This is a genomic window from Arachnia sp. (genome assembly GCF_057238465.1).
In genome coordinates, this window is record NZ_DBHHFZ010000003.1 from 157,598 (window position 1) to 182,874 (window position 25,277).

Sequence of the window (25,277 nt, forward strand, 5' to 3'; positions counted from 1 at the left end):
GCCACTTCCTGCCGGGTTCAATGTTTCACACAGGCCCGGAGCAAGAATGTGTAACAACCGGGAGAAACTGTGTATCCGAACCGGCCCTATGGTGGCCAAGGCAGGCCCAAAGCTGCCTGTCGCTAGGACCAACGACGAAGGAGTCAGCATGCAGGAAGCGCTCGGAATGGTCGAGACGAAGGGCTATGTCGGAGCGGTTGAGGCCGCCGACGCCATGGTCAAGTCCGCGAATGTGTCCCTGGTGGGCAGCGAGAAGATCGGTGCCGGCTACGTGACCGTGCTGGTGCGCGGCGACGTCGGCGCGGTCAAGGCCGCCACCGACGCGGGAGCCTCGGCGGCGGAGCGGGTGGGTGAGCTCGTCAGCGTCCACGTGATCCCGCGCCCCCACAACGACGTCGAGAAGATCCTCCCCGCCCAGGCCAAGTAGGAGAGTGAACAATGTCTGAGGAACTGATCAACAAGGTCCTGGCCGAGGTGGTCAAGAAGATGGGTGGCGACGATCCCGCGCCGTCCGCTGCTCCCGCCCCCGCCCCCACGCCCGCCGCCGGTTCCCTGCCCTGCGTGACCGAGTTCGTCGGCACCAACGTCCTGGGTGACACCATCGGCATGGTCATCGCCAACGTCGACCCGAAGCTGCGCGCGATGATGAAACTGGAGAAGGACTTCCGCTCCATCGGGATCCTCGGCGCCCGCACCGGTGCCGGCCCGCACATCTTCGCCGCCGACGAGGCCGTCAAGGCCACCAACTCCGAGATCCTGACCATCGAACTGCCCCGCGACACCAAGGGCGGCGCCGGTCACGGCTCGCTGATCATCTTCGGCGCCGAGGATGTCTCCGACGCCCGCCGCGCCGTCGAGGTGTCCCTCGGTGAACTGGACCGCACCTTCGGTGACGTCTACGCCAACGACGCGGGCCATCTGGAGTTCCAGTACACCGCCCGCGCCTCCTACGCCCTCAACAAGGCCTTCGGCGCCCCGATCGGCAAGGCCTTCGGCATCACCGTCGGCGCCCCCGCCGGCATCGGTGTGGTCCTGGCCGACACCGCCGTCAAGGCAGCCACCGTCGACGTCATCGGCTACGCCAGCCCCGCCGGCGGAACCAGCTTCTCCAACGAGGTCATCTCCTTCCTGAGCGGCGACTCGGGTGCCGTCCGGCAGGCCATCATCGCCGCCCGCGAGGTGGGCATCTCCCTCCTCGGTGCGCTCGGCGCCAAGCCCGAATCCACCACGACCCCCTACATCTGAGGACCGATCTGATGCGTTCCAAGAGGTTTGAGGCGCTCGACGCGCGCCCCGTGAACCAGGACGGGTTCGTCAGCGAATGGCCAGAGGTTGGCCTGATCGCCATGGACTCCCCCAACGATCCGAAACCGTCGATCACACTGACCAACGGGCTCGTGACCGAGCTCGACGGCAAGACCCGTGACCAGTTCGACATGATCGACACCTTCGTCGCCGACTACGGCATCAACCTGGAGCTGGCGGAGAAGGCCATGGCCATCGACTCCCTCCAGGTGGCCCGCATGCTGTGCGACATCAACGTGCCCCGCACCGAGATCATCCCGCTGACCACCGCCATGACCCCGGCGAAACTCACCGAGGTCGTCGGCAACATGAGCGTGCTGGAGATGATGATGGCGGTCACGAAACTGCGTGCCCGCAAACAGCCCGCCAACCAGTGCCACGTCACCAACGTCGCCGACAACCCCGTGCAGATCACCGCCGACTCCGCCGAGGCCGCGCTGCGCGGTTTCGCCGAGCAGGAAACCACCGTCGGTGTGGTCCGCTACGCCCCGTTCAACGCGCTGGCACTACTGGTCGGCGCCCAGACCGGACGTCCCGGCATCCTCACCCAGTGCGCGGTCGAGGAGGCCACGGAGCTGCAGCTCGGCATGCGCGGGCTGACCGCCTACGCCGAGACCGTGTCCGTCTACGGCACCGAGGCGGTGTTCATGGACGGCGACGACACCCCCTGGTCGAAGGCCTTCCTGGCCTCCAGCTACGCCTCCCGCGGCCTGAAGATGCGTTTCACATCCGGCACCGGCTCCGAGGTGCAGATGGGCTACGCCGAGGGCAAATCCATGCTGTACCTGGAGGCCCGCTGCCTGTTCGTGACCAAGGCCGCCGGTTCGCAGGGCACCCAGAACGGTTCCGTCAGCTGCATCGGCGTGCCCGCGGGCGTGCCCGGCGGCATCCGCGCCGTGCTGGCCGAGAACCTGATCGCCACCATGCTGGACCTCGAGTGCGCCTCCAGCAACGACCAGACCTTCACCCACTCCGATCTGCGCCGGGTGTCGCGGTCGCTGATGCAGTTCGTGCCCGGCACCGACTTCATCTGCTCCGGCTATTCCTCCACCCCGAACAAGGACAACATGTTCGCGGGCTCCAACTGGGATGCCGAGGACTTCGACGACTGGAACATCATCCAGCGTGACCTGCGCATCGACGGCGGCCTCACCCCCGTGCTGGAGGAGGACGTCATCGCGGTGCGCCGCAAGGCCGCCCGCGCCCTGCAGGCCGTCTTCGACGAGCTGGGGCTGCCGGCCATCACCGACGCCGAGGTGGAGGCCGCCACCTACGCCCACAGCTCCGATGACATGCCCAAACGCAACGTCGTCGAGGACCTGAAGGCCGCCGAGGACATGATGAACCGCGAGGTCACCGGCGTGGACGTGGCCAAGGCGCTGTCGCGAGGCGGTTTCGAGGACGTCGCCGAGGCGGTGTTCAACCTGCTGAAACGCCGCGTCGCGGGCGACTACCTGCACACCTCCGCGATCTTCGACGCCGACTTCAACGTGATCTCGGCCGTGAACTCGCCCAACGACTACCACGGCCCGCAGACCGGCTACCAGATCGACGACGAGCGGTGGAACCAGATCAAGACCATCCGTCAGGCCATCAGCCCCGAGAGCATCTGAGGTGAGCCATGAGCATTGATGTGAACACCCTCAAGCAGATCATCGCGCAGGTGGTCCAGGAAATGGCCACCGAGGACCAGGCCGCCGCGACCCCGGCGCCGAGCACCCCGTCCCCCACCTCGGGTGGCACCGCGACGATGACCGCCACGGCCGCCGGGAAACTCACCCTGGCCGAGACCGGACCCGCGGAGCGCGGCTCCGACCCGAAGGAGGTCGTGGTGGCGGTCTCCCCGGCGTTCAGCACCCTGATCCACGAAACCATCATCGGTCTGCCCCACGCCGACGTCCTCAAGGAGATCGCCGCGGGCATCGAGGAGGAGGGCCTCAAGCACCGGTTCGTGAAGATCTACAAGAGCGCCGACGTCGGTTTCATCGCCCACCAGGCGGCGAAGCTGTCGGGCTCCGGCATCGGGATCGGCATCCAGTCGCGCGGCACCACGGTCATCCACCAGAAGGACCTGCCGCCGCTCAGCAACGTGGAGCTGTTCAGCCAGTCCCCGCTGATCGACCTGGAAACCTTCCGCGCCATCGGCAAGAACGCGGCCAAGTACGCCAAGGGCGAGTCGCCGCAGCCCGTGCCGATCCGCAACGACCAGATGGCCCGCCCCAAGTACCAAGCCATCGCGGCCCTGCTGCACAACAAGGAAACCGCCCAGTGCGACCTGGCCAAGAAGCCCCAGGCGCTGCGGGTCAGCACCGCCTAGGAGAGCCACCATGGATCAGGAACAACTCATCCGACAGATCATGTCGGAGGTCATGAAGTCCCTCGGGAACGACTCCGTGTCCTTCGCCAAGAACGCCCCGGCGCCCGCCGCCCCGGCCCAGGTCCCCGCCGCGGGGACCCGCCGGATCGGCCGCGACGAGTACCCGCTGGCCGAGAAGCACCCGGAGCTGGTGAAAACCAACACCGGCAAGGCCCTCGACGAACTCACCTTCGAGGACGTCAAGTCGGGGAAGCTGACCCCCCTCGACTTCCGCATCTCCTCGGAGACCCTGGAGCTCCAGGCCCAGGTGGCCGACGCCGACGGACGCCAGACCCTGGCCCGCAACCTGCGTCGCGCCGCCGAGCTGGTGGCCGTGCCCGACGCCCGGCTGCTGGAGATCTACAACGCGCTGCGGCCGTACCGCTCCACCAAGGCGGAGTTGTACGCGATCGCCGAAGAACTGGAGGGCCAGTACGGTGCGAAGGTGAGCGCGGGGTTCGTCCGTGAGGCCGCCGACGTCTACGAGGCCCGCGGACGGCTGCGCGAGGACTGAGAGAAAGGGAAAGGGACGATGGCGAAACTGGTCGCTGGCATCGACATCGGCAATGCAACCACCGAGGTGGCGCTCGCCGAAACCGGTACCGAAGGGCAGGTGAGGTTCCTGTCCAGCGCCATCGTCCCCACCACCGGTATCAAGGGAACCAGCACCAACATCCGTGGTCTGTTCCATTCCCTCACCGAGGCCCTGGGCAAGGCGGGACGCCGCATCGAGGACCTCGACTCCATCCGCATCAACGAAGCCGCCCCCGTGATCGGCGACGTCGCGATGGAGACCATCACCGAGACGGTCATCACCGAATCCACGATGATCGGACACAACCCCTCCACCCCGGGCGGCCTCGGCATCGGGGTGGGGACCACCATCGCCCTCGACGAGCTGCCCGACGCCCCCGCCGGGCAGCCCTACATCGTCGTGGTGCCCCGTACGATCCCCTACGACCAGGTCGCGGCCCGGCTGAACGCCGTCGCCGAGCGCCTGGAGATCACCGGGGCGATCCTGCAGGCCGACGACGGCGTGCTGGTCCACAACAGGCTGGCCCACAAGATCCCCATCGTCGACGAGGTGCGCCTGATCGAGAAGGTCCCGCTCGGGATGCTGGCCGCCATTGAGGTGGCCGACATCGGGCGCATCGTCGAGACCCTGTCCAACCCGTTCGGCATCGCGACCCTCTTCGGCCTGGAGGCCGAAGCCACCCGCTCCGTGGTGCCCCTGGCCCGTTCCCTGGTGGGCAACCGTTCCGCCGTGGTCATCAAAACCCCGGAGGGTGACGTGCAGGAACGCCGCATCCCCGCGGGCCGCCTCACCTTCCACGGCACCAACACCCTCGACGTCGACGTCGACCTGGGTGCCGCCGAGATCATGGATGTCGCATCCCGGATCCGCAACCTCGCCGACATCACGGGCGAGGCCGGCACCAACGTCGGCGGCATGATGGAGAAGGTGCGCGTGACCATGGCGCAGCTGACCAACCAGCACCCCCGCGAAATCAACATCACCGACCTGCTCGCCGTCGACACCCGGGTGCCGCAGCAGGTGGCGGGCGGCATCGCCAACGAGTTCTCCATGGAGGCCGCCGTCGGCATCGCCGTGATGGTCAGGACCGACCGCCTCCAGATGGAACGGATCGCCTCCGAACTGGCCGCCGAGATCGGCGTGCCCGTCGAGGTCGGCGGCGTGGAGGCCGACATGGCCATCCGTGGCGCGCTCACCACCCCCGGAACGGCCGCCCCCATCGCGATCCTCGACATGGGCGCCGGCTCCACCGACGCCTCCGTCATGCGTCCGGACGGCACCGGCACCTCCATCCACCTGGCAGGCGCCGGGAACATGGTGACCCTGATGATCCAGTCCGAACTCGGCCTCGACTCCTTCGACCTGGCCGAGGACATCAAACGCCACCCGCTGGCGAAGGTGGAGTCGGTTTTCAACATCCGCCACGAGGACGGCACCGTGCAGTTCTTCGAGGACCCGCTTCCCGGGCACGTCTACGCCCGCACCGTGGTGCTCAAACCCGACGGCATGGTGCCCCTCGACGTGGACCTTCCCGTCGAGACCATCCGCCAGGTCCGCATCCGCGCCAAGGAGCAGGTCTTCGTCACCAACGCGATCCGCGCCCTGCAGCGCGTCTCCCCCACCTCGGAGGTGCGCGGCATCGACTTCGTGGTACTCGTCGGCGGTTCCGCCCTCGACTTCGAGATCCCGCAGCTGGTCACCCGGGCCCTGGCCGACTACCGGGTGGTGGCCGGGCGCGCCAACATCCGCGGCGTCGAGGGGCCCCGCAACGCCGTCGCCACCGGCCTGGTGCTGGGGGGTGCGTCGTGACGATCGACGAACGCCCCACCATCAACCTCGCCGTCCACGAGGGCATCGGCGACGAACAGCTCACCCAGGTGCTCCTCGGCATCGAGGAGGAGGGGGTGCCGAGCCGCGTGGAACGCCTCTCGGAGCTGAATCCCCTGGTCTTGGCGCACCGCGCCGCGACCTCGTCGCGGCTGGGCATCGGCCTAGGAATCGCCCTCGACTACGTGGTCATCACCACCGAGAAACTCCCCGAGCGGCGCCCCTACCTGGCGCATTTCCTGGGGCGCAGCGAGCAGGCGGACCGGATCATCGGGTCGAACGCCGCCCGCCTGGTGAAAAGACTTCCCCTCCGTGAACCCGAAAGGAGCCAGTGATGCAAGCACTGGGGAGCATTGAAGTGGTGGGCCTCGTCGCTGGCGTCGAGGCCGCCGATGTCGCCTGCAAGACCGCCGACGTCAACCTGATCGGCTACGAACTGGCCAAGGGCGGCGGCTACGTCACCATCAAGGTCGAAGGCCAGGTGGCGGCCGTCCAGGCGGCCATGGCCGCCGCCGAGGTGGCGGCGTCGAAACTGACACACGTGGTCAGCAGGACCGTCATTCCCCGGCCCCACCAGGAGCTGGAGACCCTCGTCTTCTCGGCCACGACAGTGGGCCTGGCCAAACCCGCGCCCGGTGCGAAGGCGACGACGAAACCCGCCGCCAAGGCCAAATCCCCGGAGAAGACCAAAGCCGCGCCCAAGGCCCCGGAAAAACCCGAACCCAAACCCGCGCCGAAGGCCATCACGAAACCCGGGCCGAAACCGCAACTCGAACAGGCGCAGCCCGAATCCGGCCCGGACCAGAAACCGGATGCCACACCCAAGAACCCCGCGGAGACCACCAAGGCTCCCCGGACATCCACCACCAGGAGGAAACAGTCATGAGCAACGCTCTCGGAATGATCGAGACCAAGGGCTACGTGGGTGCCGTCGAGGCCGCCGACGCCATGGTCAAGTCCGCGAACGTGACCCTGATCGGCAGCGAGAAGATCGGTTCCGGTCTGGTCACCGTGATGGTGCGCGGCGACGTCGGTGCCGTGAAGGCCGCCGTCGACGCCGGATCGTCGGCCGCCGCACGGGTCGGCGAGCTGGTCTCCCAGCACGTCATCCCGCGTCCCCACGGTGACGTCGAGAAGATCCTGCCGCAGTCATGACCGACGCGCTCGTGGCCGAGATCACCAGCCGGGTCCTGGAGCGGATCACCGCCCTGGACCCGCGCAAGGTGATCGTCGGCATCTCCAACCGGCACGTCCACCTGTGCGACGCCGACTTCAAAACCCTGTTCGGCTACACCGAACCGAAGGTCAAGAAGCACGTGCGCCAGCGCGGCGAGTTCGCTGCCGAGGAGACCGTGACCCTGCACGGCCCCCGCGGCACCATGACCCGGGTGCGCGTGATGGGACCCAACCGTCCCGCCACCCAGGTGGAGCTGAGCCGCACCGACTGCTTCGCCCTCGGCATCAAGGCGCCGATGGCCCAGTCGGGGCATCTCGAAGCCGCCGCCCCCGTGCGCATCGAGGGTCCCCTCGGCAGCATCGAATGCGACCACGCCGTGATCGTCGCGGGCCGTCACATCCACATGAGCCCCGACGACGCCGCCGCCCTCAACCTGAAGGACCAGGACCGCGTGAGCGTCCGGTTCGGGGGTGAGCGCGGGGCGCGGCTGGACAATTTCCTGATCCGCGTCAAGGACTCCTACCTGGCGGAGCTGCACCTCGACACCGACGAGGGCAACGCCGTCGGGGCCAGGACCGGCGACTACGTGACGATCTGTCTGGACAAGTGACGATGGCGACGAATCCCCAGACCAGGATCAACCGGTTCGCAGAGCTCGTGCGAACCGGGAAGGTCGCACACAAGAACGCCAAACGCAACGGGCTGCGGCTCGCCGTCGACCTGGGCACGGCCAACATCGTGCTGGCCGTGGTCGACGGCGGGAACCGTCCGGTGGCGGGCGGTTGCCGGAAGGCGAACGTGGTGCGCGACGGCATCGTCGTCGACTGGCTGGGGGCCGTCACCAACGTCCGGGAGATCCTCACCGAGCTCCACGACAGGCTGGGTCACACCTTCACCGAGGCCGCCGTCACCATCCCGCCCGGGATCAGCGAGGGCACCGTGAAGGTGTTCACCAACGTGCTCGACGCCTGCGAACTCGACCCGTGCGAGGTGGTCGACGAACCCGTGGCCGCGGCCCGGGCCCTCGGCGTGGCAGACGGCACCATCATCGACATCGGCCACGGCACCACCGGGGTGTCGCGGCTGCGCGACGGGGTGGTCGATTTCTCCACCGACGAGGCCACCGGCGGCCACCACATGACGCTGGTGCTGTCGGGGGCGCTCGGGATGGGCTACGACGAGGCCGAGGCGTTCAAGTGCGACCCCGCCAACGTCGCGACCGTCTTCCCGGTGGTGCGCCCCACCCTGGAGAAAATGGCCACCATCGCCGAGCGGGCGCTCGGCGGCACCGACCCGGGCAGGGTGTATCTGGTGGGCGGTTCCGCCTCCCTGCCCGAGGCACCCAAAGTGTTCGAGAAGATCCTCGGCGTCAAGGTCGACCGGCCCGAGGAACCCCTTTTCCCCACCCCGCTGGGGGCGGCAATGAGGAGTGGCAGATGAACGAGGAACAGCTGCGCGAACTGATCACCAGGATCGTGCGCGAAATGCTCGCCGAACAGCCCCGGCAGGAAACCCCGGCCACGGGGAAACCCAACGCGCTGGTGCTGTTCTCCGGTGCGCTGCTCGGTTTCGACGCGGCCCTGGAGTCGCTGAAACGGGCCGCGGCACACGTCAACCTCGACTGGCGGCAGACCGACTCGGCCTCCCGCATCCTGGACCAGGAACGCATCGCGGCCCTGGGCATGACCCCGGCCGAGAAGTCACTGGTGCAGGCCCACGACCTGCTCGTCATCCCCACCCTCACCGCGAACCTGGCCGCGAAGGTCGCCCACGGCATCGGCGACTGCCTGGCCAGCAATGTGGTGGCCGAGTTCATCATGAGCAACAAACCGGTGGTCGTGGCCACCAACGCCGTCTGCCCCGACTCGGCGGACAAACGCGGCTGGTTCCCGCAGATGCCGTCGGGCTACGCGGCGATGCTGCGAGAAAACCTCGCCACCCTGAAATCTTTCGGGGTTCACCTGGCGACCGCGGAAACCCTCGACCGGGTCGTCGGGGAGGTCGCGGGCGCGGGCGAGGCGGTGCACTGCACCGCGCGCGTGGTCACCGAATCCGTGGTCCGTTCCCTGGCTCCGGGGTCGCGGCTGAGCGTGCACCGCAAGGCGATCATCACCGACCTGGCCCGCGAGACGGCGGCAGCGTCTGACATCACGATAACGAGGAGGAGCTGAGATGTACCTGGCCAAGGTGGTCGGCACGGTGGTCTCCACCAGCAAGGACGAACGCCTCGTCGGTTTCAAGCTGCTGCTGATCCAGCGCGTCCACTCCGACGGCACCGCCGTCGGCAACCAGGAGGTCGCGGTGGACACCGTCGGCGCCGGAACCGGTGAAACGGTCATCATCACGAAGGGCAGCTCGGCCCGGTTCGCCGCGAACCGGCAGCAGGCCCCCCTGGACGCGACCATTGTCGGCATCGTCGACGTGGTCGAGGTGGAGGACTGACCGTCATGCCAAACGTGTACACGCGCACCGGCGACAAAGGTGACACCGGGCTGTTCGGGGGCTCCCGGGTGCCCAAGCAGAGCCTGCGCGTGGAGGCCTACGGCACCGTCGACGAGGCCAACGCGGCACTCGGGGCGGCGAAGGCGATGCTGCCCGCCGGCCAGTGGCGGCGTCGCGTCCACGACGTGCAGCAGCGGCTGTTCGTGCTGGCCGCCGAACTGGCCAGCGACCCCGAGGGCGCGACGATCCTCGCGAACAAGATCAACACCGGCGACATCACCGACCTGGAGCACCTCATCGACGACTGCCTGGCCGTCACGGGGCCACAGCGGGAGTTCGTGGTGCCGGGCCGCGACGACCGGTCGGGGGCGTTCCACCAGGCCCGCACCGTGGTGCGTCGCGCGGAACGGCGGGTACTGACCCTGGCTGAGACCGAACCGGTACGCCCCGAGCTGATCAAATACCTCAACCGCCTCTCCGACGCCGTCTACTCCCTGGCCAGGCTGGCCGAGACCTGGCGCGACGAGGAGATCGAACGCATCGTCCGAGACGCCGTCGCCAAGGTCCTCGGAACCCCCGCAACACCGGACCGCGAGCCCTTGGGCGAGCAGTCCACCTCGACACCATCCCGCGGCCGGACGCCGGCCCGCCGGTTCGATCTCGCCGCCGCCAAGCGGATCGCCGAGCGGGCGGAGGCGCGCAGCGCCGAGCTGGGGGTGCCCGTCGTGATCGCTGCCGCGGACGCGGGCGGGAACCTGATGCTGCTGCACCGCGTCGAGGGTGCGCTGCTCGCGGCCACAGAGGTCGCGATCAACAAGGCGTGGAGCGCCGTGGCCTTCCAGGCACCGACAGCGACGCTCGGCCCCCTGGCCACCGAGGACGGTCCCTTCCCCGGTCTGGCCGACACCAACTCCGGCCGTGTGGTCCTGTTCGGCGGAGGGGTGCCCGTCCATGTCGACGGGGAACTGGCAGGGGCCATCGGAATCTCGGGTGGAACCGCTGAACAGGACGTGGACATCGCGACCTGCGCGCTGCAGGACTGGAACATGATAGGAGAGCAGTAATGAAGATAGATCCGGCACAGCTGGAGGCGACCATCCGCGAGGTCCTCGCGGCCATGCTCCCCGGCAACGAGAACCAGACCGAGGCGCCCGCGACGCAGCAGGAGGTCCCGGGCGACGGGGTGTTCGCCGACATGGACTCCGCGGTGGAGGCCGCCCACCTGGCGCAGCGCGAATACCTGACCCATTCGATGGCCGACCGGCGCCGCTACGTCGCGGCCATCCGTGAGGCGATGCTGGCCCCCGAGGCCCTCGACTACATGTCGGAGCAGGCCGTGGTGCAGTCCGGGATGGGTGATGTCGGCCACAAATACCTGAAGAACAAGGTGGCGGCCTCCGGGACCCCCGGGGTGGAGGATCTCGTCACGGAGGCGTGGTCCGGCGACGACGGCCTGACCACCATCGAGTACTCGCCCTACGGCGTGATCGGGGCCATCACCCCCACCACCAACCCCACCGAGACCATCACCTGCAACTCCATCGGGATGCTGGCCGCCGGCAACGCCGTCGTGTTCAGCCCGCACCCGCGGGTAGCCAAGTTGTCGTGCTGGCAGGTGCGTCGCATCAACCGGGCGCTGCGCGCCGCCGGGGCCCCCGACAATCTCGTGGTTACGGTCACCGCGCCGTCGCTGGAGAACACCAACGCGATGATGGCCCACCCGAAGGTCCGGATGCTGGTGGCCACCGGGGGGCCGGGCATCGTCAAGGCGGTGCTGAGCTCCGGGAAGAAGGCGATCGGCGCGGGCGCGGGCAATCCGCCCGCCGTCGTCGACGAGACCGCTGACATCGAGCACGCCGCGAAGTGCATCGTCGACGGCGCCAGCTTCGACAACAACCTGCCCTGCACCGCGGAGAAGGAGATCATCGCGGTCGATTCGATCGCCGACATGCTGAAGTTCTGCATGATCAAGCACGGCGCCTACGAGGCGACGCCCGCCGAGGTCGCGGAGCTGGAGAAGCTGCTGGTTGACGGCGACAAGCCGCGCACCGAGTGGGTGGGCAAATCTGCCGCGAAGATCCTGGAGGCCATCGGCGTCACCCCGCCGCCCGGGGTGCGGCTGATCGTGTGCGAGGCCAGCGCCAACCATCCGTTCGTGGTGCACGAGCTGATGATGCCGGTGCTCGGGTTGGTGCGGGTGCCGGACGTGGACGCCGCCATCGACCTGGCCGTCGAACTGGAGCACGGCAACCGCCACACCGCGGTGATGCACAGCCTCAACGTCAGCAAGCTGACGAGGATGGGCAAGCTGATCCAGACCACGATCTTCGTGAAGAACGGCCCGTCGTACAACGGCATCGGGATCGGCGGCGAGGGCTACCCGACGTTCACCATCGCCGGACCCACAGGCGAGGGCCTCACGTCGGCTCGCAGCTTCACCCGGAAACGCCGCTGCGTGCTCGTCGGCGACCTGAACGTCCGCTGAGCCGCCATGACCAGACGAATCGCGGTAACGGGAGCGGCCGGGCAGATCGGATACGCGCTGGTCTACCGGCTGGCCTCGGGTGATCTGCTGGGCGACGAGCCCGTCGAGTTGCGGCTGCTGGAGGTGCCGGCGGCCGTGAAGGCCCTCGACGGGGTGGCGATGGAACTGCTCGACTGCGCCTTCCCGCAGCTGAAGGGCATCGAGGTCACCGACGATCCCGCGGTGGCCTTCGACGGGGCGAACGTCGCGATGCTGGTGGGGGCGTCGCCGCGCAGCGCGGGCATGGAACGCGCCGACCTGCTGGAGGCCAACGCCGCCATCTTCGCCGCGCAGGGCCGGGCCCTGGCGGCCTCGGCGGCCCCGGATGTGCGGGTGGTGGTCACGGGGAACCCGGCGAACACGAACGCGCTGATCGCCTCCCGGCACGCCGACGGGATTCCCGCTTCGAGGTTCACCGCCCTGACCCGGCTCGACCACAACCGGGCCCGCGCGCAGCTGGCGGCGAAGGCCCGCAGGCCCGTGGCTGACGTGACGAACGTGACGATCTGGGGCAACCATTCGGCCACGCAGTACGCGGACGCCTTCAACGCCCGCATCTGCGGGAAGCCGGCGAATGAGTGGATCGCCGACGACGCCTGGATCGCCTTCGACTTCATCCCCACCGTCGCCAAGCGCGGGGCCGCGGTGATCGCGGCCCGGGGACGTTCGAGCGCGGCATCGGCGGCCAACGCCACCATCGCCCACGTCCGCGACTGGCTGCTCGGCACCCCCAAGGGCGACTGGACATCGATGGCGGTGGTCAGCGACGGTTCCTACGGGGTCCCGGCGGGCCTGGTCTCGTCATTCCCGGTACGCTGCCGAGGTGGCGAGTGGGAGATCGTCCAGGGCCTGCCGCTCAACGCCTTCGCGAGAAGTCGCGTCAATGTCTCCGTCGACGAACTGAAATCCGAGGCGGAGGAGGTCAGGTCGATGGGCCTCCTCCCCGTTTGAGACCGAACCCGGCAGGGCCGCTCCTGCGAAGCCCACCCACCTCTTCTCAACCACCGAAGAGCCGCAGGACCCCTGCCGGGTTCTTTATTCTTTGTCCCCTTTCCCAAGCTGGTTGAGCCGGGCCGCGACGTCCCCCTCTCTGAAGCTGGTTGAGCCGGGCTGCGAGGAACGAGCAGCCCGAGTCGAAACCACCCTCCCCAAGCAGACCGACCCGAACCGCGACACCCCCTCTCACTCCCCTCCCCTCTCACTCCCCTCTCCCGGGCGCGAATCGCGGGAGAAAAACGGTTCAACGTCGTGTGGCGACGTTGAACCGTCGAGCCTCCGCGATTCGCGCCCGGGGGAAGGAAGGCAACACAGCCATCCGTCGACGCTCACGCACTGCCCCACCCATCGCATGACGTCCGCCAGCCTTCCCGTCATCCGCCAGTCTTCCCGTCGCCCGCTGGCCTTCCCGTCATCCGCCAGTCTTCCCGACGGAAACGCCTGCCTTCCCGTCATCCGCCAGCGCTACAGCGCAAGCACACGACGGGTAGACAAGCGCGACCATTCGACTTGCTGGAAAGATAGCCAAGGAGCCGGTCGTGAAGGAGGTCGCCGTGCCAGTTCGTCGTCCTGTGGCAGCCGGGCGACGACACACGGTGGGGTGTCTGCCCGACGGGGCCGTGGTCGCGACCGGAGCAGGTTCCGGCGGGGAGTGCCGGACGTCGCTGTGGCGAGACGTTATCGCGGTCGCGGCGGGCAGCGTTCATGTGGCCGGCAACACCGGTAGATCCCACACGCTGGGGCTTCGCATCGACGGAACGGTTCTGGCATGCGGCTGGAACACCCAGGGGCAATGCGATGTCCAGGACTGGCAGGACATCATCGCGGTGGCCGCGGGGTGGAGATTCAGCGTGGGCCTGCGTGGCGACGGATCATTGGTGGTGGCGGGCCGCGCCGTGGAGGGGCAGCTGCGGGTCGAGGACTGGCGTGAGGTGACGGATGTCAGCTGCGGTGATTGGCACACGGTTGCGGTTCACGCCGACGGTGCCGTCCGCGCTGCCGGCAACAACGCCGCCGGCCAGTGCGACGTACAGCACTGGACCCGGATTCGCGCAGTTGCCGCGGGGTATCTCCACACCCTGGGGTTGACGAGGGATGGTGCTGTTCGTGCGACTGGACGCCCGGAGTTCTGGGCCGGCTGCGAACAGTGTGCAGGGATCATCGCGGTCGCGGCGGGCAGCTACCACAGCGTCGGCGTGAAAACCGACGGCACCGTGGTCGCAGCCGGCAGATCGGATTCCGGCCAGTGCGACGTGCACGGCTGGCGCGACATCGTGGCCGTCGCAGCCGGCGCGACCCACACCGTGGGGCTTCGCGTCGATGGCACCGTGGTGGCGACCGGTAGTAACAGCCACGGCCAACTCGAGGTCAACTCCTGGCGTCTCGGTTGATGTCTGGCTCCACCAACGCGCGACACCCTTTCGGCGACGGAAAATAGTATCGCTGCCGGGATGTGGCCTCATGAGTATTCCCCCATCCGGGACGCGCAATGTTCCACGCCGCACGAATGACCGTGAATCTGGTGAGTACGTCACCGACCCGGGCCGCAAGGGTGACGGCGTGATCGGAGACCTGTGCACCGGACACACCGGCCCCTGAACGGAGTGGCGTGGAGTTCTGACGGCAGCCTCCTGGCCACCGTCGGCGACGACCACACGTGCGTCATCTGGAATCCTCACACCGGCGACACCATCGCCACCACCGACGCCTCGGGACTCATCCGAATCTCCCACCTCTACGGCACCCTGGAACGCGACCTCATCTCCGTGCGACCCCGCACCCCCGGGGTGGAAAGCTACGCCAGCTGGACCCCCACAGGCCTCGACGTCCTGGAAGGAGAGGCCTGGCGGGTGCTGCGCCTCCCTAACCCAGAAGACGGAAACTAGCTACGGGCCGAGGAGGGCCAGCGGCACCACCGCCACCCCGTCGGGACGCCGGTAGGCGGCCTTGCCCGTCGTGACGACCACCAGATCGGCCACCCGGTCGGGGATCTGGTCGCGCAGCCAGAGGAGATGTTTCACGTCCGAGTCGCCCACCGCGGCCGCGAGTTTCACCTCGATGCCCACGATCTGCCCGTCCACTCCTTCGACGACAAGATCCACCTCGTGTCGTCCACCCTGGGTGCGCATGTGGTACACCCGCGCCTCGGCGGCCTGCGCCGCGACGCGCACCGTCAGCGTCGCGAGCGACTCGAACAGCGGCCCCATCATGTGTGCCCCCGACGCGTTGAGCAGGGAGGACGACGACAGACCCAACAGCCGGGCCGCCAGGGCGGGGTCGGCGAGTTGGTGTTTGGGGGCCTGCTGGAAACGTCGGATCGGGTTGTTCGCGGGCAGCCAGCCGGGCACCGGATCCAGTATCCACAGGCGGGTGAGGAGGTCCCGGTACACGATGGTCGTGGTGTGGGCCGGCTGCGCCCCGTCGCCGCCGGTGGTGGCGTCCAGCATCCGCGAGTAGGAGGTGGTGGTCGAGGACGCCGCGGCGTAGGCCCCGAGCCAGCGACGCAACGTCTCCGGGCGTCGCACCGCGAAGCCGTGGTCGGGCAGGTCGCGGTCGATGATGCGTTGCAGGTAGGCGTCCAGCAGTCCCCGGCGCAGGCGCGGTGGCGCGTTCATGATCCCGGGGAATCCGCTGGCGACGATCGCGTCGGCGTAATCGGTGAGCCCGTATCCGCTGTCCCCGCCCACCGGATCCCGACCACCCTCAAGGAGCCGCGCCAACGACACCGTCGGTGTGGCACGTCCGCGTTCCGGCAACGCCATGGGACGCATCCGCAGCGACAGGATCCGTCCCGCCCCGCTGTGGGTCCCGGCGGCGTTCGTCGGCGTGGCGGATCCGGTGAGGAGGTAGCTTCCGGGCGGGGCGCCGGAATCGACACGTCGTCGCACCGAATCCCACACCTGGGGCAGTTTCTGCCACTCGTCGAGGAGCAGCGTTCCCGCCGGCACCGCCGTCAGTCCGAAATCCGCCGCGGCGATCCGCCGCTGGTCCTCGTCGTCCAGCAGCCACGTGGTGGTAGCGCGCCGCCGGGCAGTGTCCGTCTTCCCCACCCCCTTGGGGCCGTCGATCGCAATAGCGGGAGCGAGCGGCAACAGCTCGTCCAACTCCAGATCCACCGTCCTGGGTAGGTACTCCATGCTGCCTACGCTATCATCCACACAGTTTCTACGCTAGGATTCACACATTTCTTACGCTACCGTTTCTGCATCTCGCGACCGCCCCCACGACCCCCACCCCAGTTCGCCAGCCCTACCGACGTCCGCTGGCCTTCCCGCCATCCGCCAGCCTTCCCGCCATCCGCCAGCCTTCCTGACGGAAACGCCTGCCTTCCCGCCATCCACCAGCCTCCCCGACGGGAACGCCAGCCCAACCGCCGAACGCCAGCGCTACAGCGCAGGCAGGCAAACCCGTGATTGGCGAAGCCGACGCGATAAGCCGGACTACCCTGAGATGTAGCAGCGCAAGAAGGCAGGGAGGAGATATGATGCGCACCCACGACTGGGGCAGTTTCGAGGATTTCTTCACCACCGCTATGGCCCAGCCCGATACCGATTGGCGACAGACCCACAGTCACATAGGTCTGACCGGTACGGCTGTCGATGGCGCCCGCGCAGCAGCCGATCTCATCGCCGTCGGCGAACCCCTCATCGAGGCGTGGCGATTCGGCATCCTCCACACCGTCGACACCTACGACTCCGCACGCCGACGCGGAGGCACCGAGCTCGCGGCCCAGGTCTTCACCGAGGAGCCCCCGCCGACCGGTTCCATACACGTCGATGCAGCCTTCGCGGCCCTCGCCCGCCACTTGGCAGATCGCGATGGTTGGCCCCAACCCGCATGGACCATGCGTCCCAAAAGGGTGAGTCCGGGCTGGTACGTCGCCGCACGTCCGGCCATCGAAGCCATGATCCGCGCCGAGACCCCACCCATCTTCCGCGAACACGGCGTCTTCATCGCCGCCAACGACCTGGACCGGGCATGACCAGCGCCGCTCCGCTCAGTCGCGACGAACTCTTGGAGCTCCTTGAGGATCTGTCGCACACACTGGTCTCCCGGACAAGAACGCCAGCGCAGGCACACGACGCGTAGTCAGGTGCAACCCCACTCCGAGAGGGGCGACGATCACCCCGACGGTCATGACTGAGACACAGCCCTAGTGGCGTGGCGTTGAGGTGAGTTTACGTTTGCGGTTGATTTTGGCGAGGATTTCGTCTGGGGTTTTGGTCCAGATGAACGGGTGTTTCCGGTTGTTCCAGCTGTTGATGAATTCGCGGATCTTGCCGATCAACTCGCGGACTGAGACGAAGGTACCGCGTCGGATGGCCTGGCGTTCGATGATGCCGAACCAGACCTCGACCAGGTTCAACCATGACCCCGACGTCGGGTGGACTGCCATAAGTTTTGTGGACGGCAGTGAAAAACTTGAATTATGGTTTAGGCTGCCGTCTTGGTTTTCCCCCATTCCTGATGGACTTCGTTCGGGGTACGGTACCCGATCGCGGAATGAAGCCTGGTCTGATTGTAACAGAGTTCAATCCATGATGTCACCTCTTTGATTGCTTTTCTTCTGGTGTGGTAGATCTTCCGGTTGACGAGTTCTTTCTTGCAGGTGGTGTTGAATGATTCCGCTGCTGCGTTGTCGTAGCACACGCCGGTTCTTCCCACCGATGCGAGGAAACCATACTTGTTCATGGTGGCGGTGTAGTCAGCGGACGTGTACTGCGATCCCCGATCCGAATGAAAAATCGTCACACCCTTGATGGGCTGGCAGTTCCGAACCGCCAATTTTGCAGAGCGTTTTGGACCAATTCGGTTCGCATGTGTTCTGCCATGGCGTAGCCAACAATTCTTTTCGAGTAGCAGTCCATCACGGTCGCCAGGTACACGAATCCTTCCCGGGTGTGAATATAGGTGATGTCACCCACCAGTTTCCGGAACTGGTGCATCAGCCGTGAAGTCCCTTTTGATCAGGTCGGGGCGACCTGCCAGGTCGGCAGCAGGCACGGTGGTGCGGGCCTTGGGGCGGGGCTGGCACGCCACCAGGCCCTCCTGCCTCATGAGCCGGCGCACCGTCTCCGGACTGGTTGCAACACCATTGCGTTCCAAGACTTTGTGGACCCGTCTATAACCGTAGGTTTGTTTGGAGTCGTTGAAGAAATACGTCACAAAAATGGCGAGTTCTTCACGGTGTTTCTGGGTTTCCGACATGCCCCTGTTGCGCCAGGCGTAATAGCCTGAATGCGACACCTCCAGGCAGTGGCACATCAAACGGGTCGGGTAGTTGCCTTCTTCGCGGTGGATGTACGCGTATCGTGTTTTTACCGGGACTCCTGCGCGAAGAAGGCCGCCGCTTTTTTCAAGAAATCGATCTCCATCCGGGCCTCACGCAGCTCGGCTTTGATTTTCTTGTACTCGGCAAGTTGGGCTGCCGTCATTTCCTCACCCTCGATGCCGGAATGGGTTTTCCTCCACTTGTTCACCCAGTTTCCCACGGTTTGCGGGACCAGACCGTAGGATTTTGCCACCTCGCTGATCGTGCGGGACTTCTCAACGACCTCCAACACGACTTGCTGTTTGAACTCTTCGCTGTACTTAGATGCGGACATAATACAGATTTTACCTCACATGTTCGATTAAACCTGTTTTTCGTCACTGTCCACGAAACGTGTAGCACTCTAGGGGTGAAGTGGGCCTTGATGCGTGGGTTTGCTGTAAGCCAGTTGCGGACCTCGACTCGCTTGTGCGCGGCGTAGTTGTCCATCACCAGGTGCAGTTCCAGCTTCCGGGTAGGCACGGGCCACATGCTTGAGGAAACCGAGGAACTCTTGGTGGCGGTGCCGGTCCTTGCAGAGCCCGGTCACCTTCCCGGTGGCGATTTCCAGGGCGGCGAACAAGGTGGTGGTGCCATGGCCGACGTAGTCGTGGCTGCGTTGCTCGTTGTGGCCAGGTTGCATCGAAAGCACTTTCTGGGTGCGGTTCAACGCCTGGATCTGGGACTTCTCATCGACGCACAACACGATCGCGTTGGCCGGCGGGTTCAGATACAGGCCTACAATGTCGGTGACCTTGGCCTCCAGTTCCGGGTCGGTGGAGAACTTGAACGTGTCGGCCTTCCATGGCCGGACCCCCTGTACTTCTTCCAGGCCTTGGTGACCGTGGACCTGTGCACCCCCAGGCGGGGAGCCAGCAGCCGACTCGACCAGTGAGTCACCCCCAGACGCTTCGGGGGAAGGCCTGGGCGTTGCGGTGATGATCGCTGCATCATCAACCACCTTCGATCAGCCCGGACGTGGGATGTCAACCAGCCCCTCCAGACCGTGTTCCAGGTAGCGGCCCCGCCACAGATTCACCGTCGGTCGAGACACCCCCACCAACTCAGAGATCAACGCATTCGCGACTCCCCGGGAGGCCAGCAACACGATCCTCGCCCGCTGCGCTGCCCCTGCGGTTGTGGCGCTTGAACGCACCACCTTCCCAAAGTCATTGCTTGGTCACCATCACGAAGCAGCAGGGCCGGGGCTGGTTTATTCGCCATGCCCCATTACCCCACCAAACCGTAAAGCTACTTGAACGCCACACCACTAGGCGCATCCGAAGTCCGTGACGGGCCAGCCTCCAAGACAGCGCGAGCCATCGAGGTCCAGGACAGTCATCATGTCCATTTTGGCGACAACGAGGCCGCTGGTGGATGCCCAGCGTTAGCTTTTCAAGCGGAGAAGAATGGTTTCGGATGCGCTCACCGTTCCGGACAGCGGCAGTCCTTGCACGACGCCCAAACTCGCGGCATCCGGGTCCCCACGTACCTCGCGATGAGATACTTATGGTCAGCGAGCGACCTCGGAGCGCTCTACTGGTAGGGGTGAGGAGACGACGACGTGGCGTTCGTTCGAACAACGACAGGAAAGACCGACTACGCCTCCCCGGGCGAGCTGTATCGAGATCTTCCTCGGCGCCCTGGTGCAGTTCCCGGGCTGTGGGCGCATCAGGCGGAGATGCTGAAGACCTTCACATCGAAGGCCGACCAACCGGACGTGGCACTGGAGCTTCCCACGGGCACAGGCAAGACGCTCACTGGCCTACTAGTCGCTGAGTGGACTCGCCGCAAACGGCGTTCTCGGGTCATCTACGCGTGCCCAACTCAGCAGCTTGCACGCCAAGTAGTGGCGGCTGCTCACCAAGAAGGCATTGACACAGCACTGCTCGTAGGCAGGCACGCTGACTGGCCCGCTACGGCCCACGCGGCATACGAGGCCGCTGACGCGGTCGCCGTCACGACATACAGCAGCATCTTCAACAGCAACCCGAGGCTGGCCGAAGCTGACCTAGTCCTGTTCGATGACGCGCACGCAGGCGAGCAGTACGTTGGCGAGGCTTACAGCGTCGACCTAAACCGCCGGCAGGGACCCACCGAGTACCTAGCGGCCCTCGATGTGATAGCTCCCGCTCTCGACGGAGTGTTCTTGGAGCGCCTTCATGCGCCCAATCCTGATCCGGGTATCGGCAATGACGTGCGGATGGTCGTGCCGCTTCGGCAGCCTGGCATGGTGACGAAACTTGACACCGTGCTCCGGTCCTTTTCCGAACCACACAACTACCGCTACGCAATGATTCGAGCAGGTCTCAAATCCTGCTTGGTCTACGTGGCCTACTCGGGAATCCTCGTTCGCCCCTACGTGCCGCCCACCCACCAGAACCGGCTGCTCTCGAGTGCACGACAGCGTGTCTACCTTTCGGCCACGTTGGGCGAAGGTGGTGAACTGGAACGAGCGTTCGGCCGCTCGGGGATTCTTAGGCTCCAGCAGCCCGACGAGAGCACCGCTCCGCGTTACGGGCGACGGTTCTTTGTTTTCCCTGAGTTCGTTGAGAACACCGACACGACTGATCTAGGCCGCAAAATCGTGGCGGCCACCGGCAAGGCACTAATCTTGGCACCGAGCACCGAGATCGCCATGAGGGATGCCTCGGCACTCGCGCAACAGGGATGGCCTGTCTGGGGTATCGACCAAGTCGCTGAGAGCATGACGACGTTCGCCAAACTCGACCACGGTGTGTGCGGCCTTGCCGCTCGGTACGACGGACTCGACCTGCCCGGGGATGCATGCCGCCTCGTCGGACTCGACGGCGTCCCAGACCAGAACAACCTCCAGGAGAGGTTCTTGCAGTCTTGTGCACGCGCAAGTTCCGCACTGGCGGCCCGCGTGCGCACCCGCGTCGTACAGGGCGCGGGACGCTGCACCCGAGGTCCCGGCGACATTGCGGTGGTGCTCATCCTCGGTTCTGATCTTTCGCGCTATCTCACTCAGCCAGAGGTCGTGACGGCCCTCGACTCTGAACTTCAAGCAGAGATCCGCTTCGGCCGCGAGAATTCGCAGTCTGGCAATGCCCATAACATGCTGAGCAATATCCACGCGTTCCTTCATCAGGACACAGACGAGAGTTGGCGAACGCAGGCAGAACCTGCTCTGACCGACTACCGCCGCGAGATGACTAAACAAACCCCTGACGGTACCGCGGCTTTGTCAGACTGCGTCGAGAATGAGATCCAGGCTTGGGCAGCAGCGACAACCGGCGCGTGGGATGATGCAGCCAAGCATGCCCACGAAGTTGCCCGCATCGCCGGCGCCGGGGGTTCTGCGACCAAAGGATATCGGGCGTTCTGGACCTATCTCGAAGCTGTCTGGGCAGACCAAGCTGCGGATCTGATCGGTGACGCCGCGGGCAGAGCAACAGCACAAAGACTCGTGCGCCTTGCAGAACAGATCATGGGACTCGGTTCCTGGGTGCGTCAGATGGCCCCTCTCCCCATGATGCAGCGCTCCGAGCTCAGCGCCCTTGATGCGAACGCCGTAAACGCGGTGGCCGCCATGCTGAACGCGGGCGTCAACCAAGGCAAGGTTCGCCGTCGTATCGACGAGATCCGCGCTGGCCTGGGTGAACGCGATCCCGGCAAGTACGAACCGGCGCTGACAGAACTAGGAAAGCTCGTGGGCGCAGACGCATCCAAGCCGCCCGGCACTGGTCGATGCGACTCAACCTGGTGCTGGGGCAACGAGCTCTGGCTCGCGCTAGAAGCCAAGAGCGATCATGAGCCGACTGGTGTTGTGCATCACAAGGATATCCGTCAAGCGAACGACCAACTCAGGTTGCTTGCGGCAGATCGGGGTGTAGATGTGGCCCCGTCTGAGAGCGCAACCGTAATAATCTCGCCGAAGCCTGGTATCCACCAAGACGGGATCGCAGGAGCGGAGCAGCATGTGTACTGCATCGCACCACCGGCTGTGACCGAGATGGCATTCGATGTCGCATCCGCTTGGGAGGAGCTTTTAGCGAAGAGCGCTCACCGGACGCTACATCAGTTGCGTGAACTCGTCACCGACACGTTCAACGCACACGGAGTGCTGCCTTCACAGATTCACGAGCGCCTCACGCGCAACCTCGTTGCTGCCAAGCGTGAGTAACGGTGGCAATCATGCGTCACGCTCTTCTCCTCCGCCTGACGAATAGTCACCGTGACGACGTGACGATCTCACATACCCACTACCCGCCGAGAGCAGGCATGTAGGGTGCATTCACATGCCCTGTTGTAGCAGCCCCCATTCTCTGCAACTAGAAGCCGAGCACCGTCAGTGCGACTTGTCAGCGCGATGGCGCTGCTCACCTCAAAGTTGTAGTCACAGAAGCTCGACCAGGCGAGCACTACCGAGTAATCTTCAGACACTTGGACGCGAAGGTCATGGTGTGCTTTGCAAGCCTCTGACCTCGTCGAGGAGCAGACTTCCCGGGGGCGCCGCCGTCAGTCCGAATTCCGCTGCGGCGATCCGTCGCTGATCCTCGTCGCCCAGCAACCACGTGGCGATGGCGCGCCCCCGGGTCATGCCCGTCTTCCCCACCCCCTTGGGGCCGTCGATCGCAATGGCGGGAGCGAGCGGCAGCAGCTCGTCCAACTTTCAGATCCACCCGCCCCGGGCAGGTATTCCACACCGATTACGCTACCTTTCACACGCTCTCCGCACTACCATTTGAACACCTCCTACGCTACTGTCCCCACATCTCGCGACCGCCCTGCCACGACCCCCACCCCAATTCCCCAGCTCTCCCGACATCCGCTGGCATTCCCGTCATCCGCCAGCCTTCCGACCGGAACGCCTGCCTTCCCGTCGAACGCCAGCGCTACAGCGCAGGCAAACGACGCATAGACAGGCGAATCCCGTTGCAGCCAGAGTTCCGTCCCACGCACCCCGGAGAACTTCCTTGAAGTGTCACAACGCTACCGAAAACGGTAGTGTTGTGGCGTGGCGGCGACGGTGAAGTACCGGGATCTGGTGCACGAGATTGCCTTGGACAACCACGGCTACGTCACCACCCGGGCGGCAGTTGAGGCAGGAGTGCCCGCGGTCGAGCTTCCGAAACTCGCGGCGCGCGGCGGAATGGAGAACGTCGCCTACGGGTTGTACCGCGTCTCGACAGTGCCGCGCAGCGAGATCGACCAGTTCGCTGAGGCCCTCCTGCGCGCGGGCGAGGGTGCCTATCTGTACGGGGAATCGGTGCTGGCGCTGCTCGGCCTCGCCGACGTGAACCCCCGCCGGATCACGGTGGCGGTCCGCAGACGTACCCGCCCCAGGCTGCCTGCCTTCATGGAGCTGGTCCTGGTCAGGGGCGACGCCCACACGACCCGTTATCAAGGCCTGGAATCACAACCGGTGGCAGACGCGATCCTCACCTGCCGTGGATCCATCGAAACATCCCGCCTGCTGAACGCCGCTCGAGAGGCCCACGAGGAAGGACTGCTGACCACGCGGGAACTCCGGCTGGTGAGAAAGGAACTGAAGCCATGACCTACACCAGCGCCCCGCCCAGCGTACGTTCCCTGGAACAACGGATCCGCAACGTCGGGGAAAGCGCTGAACTCGCACTGCGGAGAAGAATCTCTATGGCAATGGTCGTGGTCAGCCAGATGCTCCCAGAAGAAGCAGTCAAGGGCGGTAGCGCACTGGCGCTGCGTTATGGTCGAGCGACTCGGTTCACGCGCGACCTCGATGTGGCCCGGAAACATTCACTGGCGTTGTTCCGTAGAGACTTCGAGTGTCCATAGAAACTCATTCAGGACCATCTCCAATTCTACCCGAACCAAGGATTTCACTGGGCAATGGACGCTCCTGAACAGGTCCCGTCGTTTAAATCTAACAACATCCAATCTCCAGCTCACATGTTTTCGACGAGAGACCCGAAAACAGTTTCATGAAAACGATCGATTGCAGCACGCCAAGCCAGTTCAGCGTCCTCTATCCCAAGTGCTTGTCGTATTGGCACCCAGGCCACGGATGCGATCTCCTCCGTGCTGCTACGCAGGCAGTCCCCAAGATGAGCCAGCGAAGGAGGAGCTTCGCGGATCATCGCCCAGAACAACTTTCGCAAATCCTGCACGGCATTTCTTACATCATTCCCATTACGACACAGGATATGCGGCCAGGCACGGGCGGTAAAGATCCAGAAATCATTACGATAGGCGGTCGAGTCGTGTGATTGACGCCAAGCGAGCATGGGTGAATCGCGGCGAGAAACCAACCACAATACCACGATACCTCGAGGATCAATCTCCCGGATTCGCGAGTCCAAACCCCTGTTCCATAGTTTCAATTGTTCGCCAATAAAGTTACCGTCTACTGAAATAGGTAATATCCACAGGCAAGAAGAATGCCGAGCTTCTAACTCGGCAATAGAGCATGTTTCAAAGGAGACCCCATGGCGCCGCAGTCCAGCAGAAATCATGCCTGTGCCAGAGTCCAAGAGCCGAACCAAGACTATCGGAGATTTCAGCACAGCCGAGGAAACGCAAGACCTCTCTCCGCCAACACCATTCATCGCCCCCTCAACCTCAATAGATGATTCTTCATCATCCAAACTCGCTCCAGCGTCACCCAACAATTGACCACTCGAGACAAGAGGCTTATCCACAGCCCTCTTCAAGGGTGCTTTGGCCAGGGAGTCCGCCGGCTGTAAATAGGCTTCAGGATTATCGGAACCAAGGGAATTCTTCTTTCGCGGCAAGGAATGAAAAATAGCCCCAATTGAGAAGAATACTGCGATACCAATAAAAATGTACAACCAAATCATT

At 65.3% G+C, this 25,277-nt stretch carries 32 protein-coding genes; 22 read left to right on the plus strand and 10 right to left on the minus strand.

Annotated elements, in window-relative coordinates; translation table 11 throughout:
• Positions 1-148 precede the first annotated feature (148 nt).
• From pduA to ACO6D6_RS04770, 18 genes are all read left to right on the plus strand, one after another.
• Positions 149-427 carry a propanediol utilization microcompartment protein PduA gene (gene pduA / locus ACO6D6_RS04685; RefSeq protein ID WP_484783646.1) on the plus strand — a complete coding sequence of 93 codons (279 nt, stop codon included), beginning with the start codon at positions 149-151 and terminating at the stop codon, positions 425-427.
• Positions 428-438: 11 nt separating this feature from the next.
• Positions 439-1,245, plus strand: coding sequence for a propanediol utilization microcompartment protein PduB (pduB, locus tag ACO6D6_RS04690; RefSeq protein WP_484783648.1), 807 nt, complete (start codon positions 439-441; stop codon positions 1,243-1,245).
• Between the two features lie 11 nt (positions 1,246-1,256).
• The gene (locus ACO6D6_RS04695; protein WP_484783649.1) at positions 1,257-2,918 is read left to right on the plus strand and encodes a propanediol/glycerol family dehydratase large subunit; all 1,662 of its coding nucleotides are present in this window, start codon (positions 1,257-1,259) and stop codon (positions 2,916-2,918) included.
• Between the two features lie 8 nt (positions 2,919-2,926).
• A complete protein-coding gene (locus ACO6D6_RS04700) occupies positions 2,927-3,622 on the plus strand; it encodes a propanediol/glycerol family dehydratase medium subunit (RefSeq protein ID WP_484783651.1) in 696 nt (231 codons plus the stop codon).
• Positions 3,623-3,632: 10 nt separating this feature from the next.
• Positions 3,633-4,175: a diol dehydratase small subunit gene (locus tag ACO6D6_RS04705; RefSeq protein WP_484783652.1), complete on the plus strand. Its 543-nt coding sequence runs from the start codon at positions 3,633-3,635 to the stop codon at positions 4,173-4,175.
• An 18-nt stretch (positions 4,176-4,193) separates the two neighbouring features.
• Complete coding sequence (locus ACO6D6_RS04710; RefSeq protein ID WP_484783654.1) at positions 4,194-6,005, plus strand: diol dehydratase reactivase subunit alpha; 1,812 nt, start codon at positions 4,194-4,196, stop codon at positions 6,003-6,005.
• Positions 6,002-6,358 carry a glycerol dehydratase reactivase beta/small subunit family protein gene (locus ACO6D6_RS04715; protein ID WP_484783655.1) on the plus strand — a complete coding sequence of 119 codons (357 nt, stop codon included), beginning with the start codon at positions 6,002-6,004 and terminating at the stop codon, positions 6,356-6,358. Before ACO6D6_RS04710 ends, ACO6D6_RS04715 begins: the two co-directional genes overlap by 4 nt.
• Positions 6,358-6,909 carry a BMC domain-containing protein gene (locus tag ACO6D6_RS04720; RefSeq protein WP_484783656.1) on the plus strand — a complete coding sequence of 184 codons (552 nt, stop codon included), beginning with the start codon at positions 6,358-6,360 and terminating at the stop codon, positions 6,907-6,909. Before ACO6D6_RS04715 ends, ACO6D6_RS04720 begins: the two co-directional genes overlap by 1 nt.
• Positions 6,906-7,178 (plus strand): BMC domain-containing protein, encoded by a 273-nt coding sequence (locus tag ACO6D6_RS04725; RefSeq protein ID WP_014847896.1) that lies wholly within the window; start codon positions 6,906-6,908, stop codon positions 7,176-7,178. Before ACO6D6_RS04720 ends, ACO6D6_RS04725 begins: the two co-directional genes overlap by 4 nt.
• Positions 7,175-7,810, plus strand: a complete 636-nt coding sequence (gene pduL, locus ACO6D6_RS04730) for a phosphate propanoyltransferase (protein WP_484783658.1) — start codon at positions 7,175-7,177, stop codon at positions 7,808-7,810. The genes ACO6D6_RS04725 and pduL overlap by 4 nt, the downstream gene beginning before the upstream one ends.
• A gap of 2 nt (positions 7,811-7,812) precedes the next feature.
• The gene (gene eutJ, locus ACO6D6_RS04735; RefSeq protein WP_484783659.1) at positions 7,813-8,640 is read left to right on the plus strand and encodes an ethanolamine utilization protein EutJ; all 828 of its coding nucleotides are present in this window, start codon (positions 7,813-7,815) and stop codon (positions 8,638-8,640) included.
• Positions 8,637-9,371, plus strand: coding sequence for a flavoprotein (locus ACO6D6_RS04740; RefSeq protein ID WP_484783660.1), 735 nt, complete (start codon positions 8,637-8,639; stop codon positions 9,369-9,371). The genes eutJ and ACO6D6_RS04740 overlap by 4 nt, the downstream gene beginning before the upstream one ends.
• Before the next feature lies 1 nt (position 9,372).
• On the plus strand, positions 9,373-9,642 hold the full coding sequence (locus tag ACO6D6_RS04745) for a EutN/CcmL family microcompartment protein (protein WP_484783661.1): 270 nt from the start codon (positions 9,373-9,375) through the stop codon (positions 9,640-9,642).
• A gap of 5 nt (positions 9,643-9,647) precedes the next feature.
• Positions 9,648-10,706 (plus strand): cob(I)yrinic acid a,c-diamide adenosyltransferase, encoded by a 1,059-nt coding sequence (locus ACO6D6_RS04750; RefSeq protein ID WP_484783662.1) that lies wholly within the window; start codon positions 9,648-9,650, stop codon positions 10,704-10,706.
• A 53-nt stretch (positions 10,707-10,759) separates the two neighbouring features.
• Positions 10,760-12,127, plus strand: a complete 1,368-nt coding sequence (locus ACO6D6_RS04755) for an aldehyde dehydrogenase family protein (RefSeq protein WP_484783906.1) — start codon at positions 10,760-10,762, stop codon at positions 12,125-12,127.
• A gap of 6 nt (positions 12,128-12,133) precedes the next feature.
• Complete coding sequence (locus ACO6D6_RS04760) at positions 12,134-13,117, plus strand: malate dehydrogenase (protein ID WP_484783664.1); 984 nt, start codon at positions 12,134-12,136, stop codon at positions 13,115-13,117.
• 584 nt (positions 13,118-13,701) lie between these two features.
• A complete protein-coding gene (locus ACO6D6_RS04765; RefSeq protein ID WP_484783666.1) occupies positions 13,702-14,553 on the plus strand; it encodes an RCC1 domain-containing protein in 852 nt (283 codons plus the stop codon).
• A 183-nt stretch (positions 14,554-14,736) separates the two neighbouring features.
• Entirely contained in the window at positions 14,737-15,048 is a 312-nt protein-coding gene (locus tag ACO6D6_RS04770; RefSeq protein WP_484783667.1) for a hypothetical protein, read from the plus strand.
• On the opposite strand, the gene ACO6D6_RS04775 is transcribed toward ACO6D6_RS04770, so the two are convergent.
• Positions 15,049-16,299 (minus strand): ATP-binding protein, encoded by a 1,251-nt coding sequence (locus ACO6D6_RS04775; RefSeq protein WP_484783669.1) that lies wholly within the window; start codon positions 16,297-16,299, stop codon positions 15,049-15,051.
• A 344-nt stretch (positions 16,300-16,643) separates the two neighbouring features.
• Between ACO6D6_RS04775 and ACO6D6_RS04780 the strand changes: the two genes are divergently transcribed.
• On the plus strand, positions 16,644-17,144 hold the full coding sequence (locus tag ACO6D6_RS04780) for a hypothetical protein (RefSeq protein WP_484783670.1): 501 nt from the start codon (positions 16,644-16,646) through the stop codon (positions 17,142-17,144).
• A 171-nt stretch (positions 17,145-17,315) separates the two neighbouring features.
• Here the strand turns inward: ACO6D6_RS04780 and ACO6D6_RS04785 are convergent, their stop codons facing one another.
• From ACO6D6_RS04785 to ACO6D6_RS04815, 7 genes are all read right to left on the minus strand, one after another.
• On the minus strand, positions 17,316-17,528 hold the full coding sequence (locus ACO6D6_RS04785; RefSeq protein WP_484783671.1) for a hypothetical protein: 213 nt from the start codon (positions 17,526-17,528) through the stop codon (positions 17,316-17,318).
• Between the two features lie 68 nt (positions 17,529-17,596).
• On the minus strand, positions 17,597-17,854 hold the full coding sequence (locus ACO6D6_RS04790) for an integrase core domain-containing protein (protein WP_484783673.1): 258 nt from the start codon (positions 17,852-17,854) through the stop codon (positions 17,597-17,599).
• A 56-nt stretch (positions 17,855-17,910) separates the two neighbouring features.
• Complete coding sequence (locus ACO6D6_RS04795) at positions 17,911-18,108, minus strand: DDE-type integrase/transposase/recombinase (RefSeq protein WP_484783675.1); 198 nt, start codon at positions 18,106-18,108, stop codon at positions 17,911-17,913.
• A complete protein-coding gene (locus ACO6D6_RS04800) occupies positions 18,080-18,409 on the minus strand; it encodes an IS3 family transposase (protein WP_484783677.1) in 330 nt (109 codons plus the stop codon). The genes ACO6D6_RS04795 and ACO6D6_RS04800 overlap by 29 nt, the downstream gene beginning before the upstream one ends.
• Before the next feature lie 71 nt (positions 18,410-18,480).
• Positions 18,481-18,768 (minus strand): transposase, encoded by a 288-nt coding sequence (locus tag ACO6D6_RS04805; protein WP_484783678.1) that lies wholly within the window; start codon positions 18,766-18,768, stop codon positions 18,481-18,483.
• Between the two features lie 69 nt (positions 18,769-18,837).
• Positions 18,838-19,434, minus strand: a complete 597-nt coding sequence (locus tag ACO6D6_RS04810; protein ID WP_484783680.1) for a transposase — start codon at positions 19,432-19,434, stop codon at positions 18,838-18,840.
• Between the two features lie 6 nt (positions 19,435-19,440).
• Positions 19,441-19,629 carry a helix-turn-helix domain-containing protein gene (locus ACO6D6_RS04815; RefSeq protein WP_484783682.1) on the minus strand — a complete coding sequence of 63 codons (189 nt, stop codon included), beginning with the start codon at positions 19,627-19,629 and terminating at the stop codon, positions 19,441-19,443.
• 408 nt (positions 19,630-20,037) lie between these two features.
• Between ACO6D6_RS04815 and ACO6D6_RS04820 the strand changes: the two genes are divergently transcribed.
• A complete protein-coding gene (locus ACO6D6_RS04820) occupies positions 20,038-22,620 on the plus strand; it encodes a DEAD/DEAH box helicase (RefSeq protein ID WP_484783684.1) in 2,583 nt (860 codons plus the stop codon).
• Positions 22,621-22,893: 273 nt separating this feature from the next.
• On the opposite strand, the gene ACO6D6_RS04825 is transcribed toward ACO6D6_RS04820, so the two are convergent.
• The gene (locus ACO6D6_RS04825; protein ID WP_484783686.1) at positions 22,894-23,106 is read right to left on the minus strand and encodes a hypothetical protein; all 213 of its coding nucleotides are present in this window, start codon (positions 23,104-23,106) and stop codon (positions 22,894-22,896) included.
• A 348-nt stretch (positions 23,107-23,454) separates the two neighbouring features.
• Here ACO6D6_RS04825 and ACO6D6_RS04830 point away from each other — a divergent pair, with 348 nt between their 5' ends.
• On the plus strand, positions 23,455-23,997 hold the full coding sequence (locus ACO6D6_RS04830; protein WP_484783688.1) for a hypothetical protein: 543 nt from the start codon (positions 23,455-23,457) through the stop codon (positions 23,995-23,997).
• Positions 23,994-24,254, plus strand: a complete 261-nt coding sequence (locus ACO6D6_RS04835; RefSeq protein ID WP_484783689.1) for a nucleotidyl transferase AbiEii/AbiGii toxin family protein — start codon at positions 23,994-23,996, stop codon at positions 24,252-24,254. The genes ACO6D6_RS04830 and ACO6D6_RS04835 overlap by 4 nt, the downstream gene beginning before the upstream one ends.
• A gap of 110 nt (positions 24,255-24,364) precedes the next feature.
• Here ACO6D6_RS04835 and ACO6D6_RS04840 read toward each other — a convergent pair whose 3' ends face one another.
• Positions 24,365-25,276, minus strand: coding sequence for a hypothetical protein (locus ACO6D6_RS04840; protein ID WP_484783690.1), 912 nt, complete (start codon positions 25,274-25,276; stop codon positions 24,365-24,367).
• Position 25,277 lies beyond the last annotated feature (1 nt).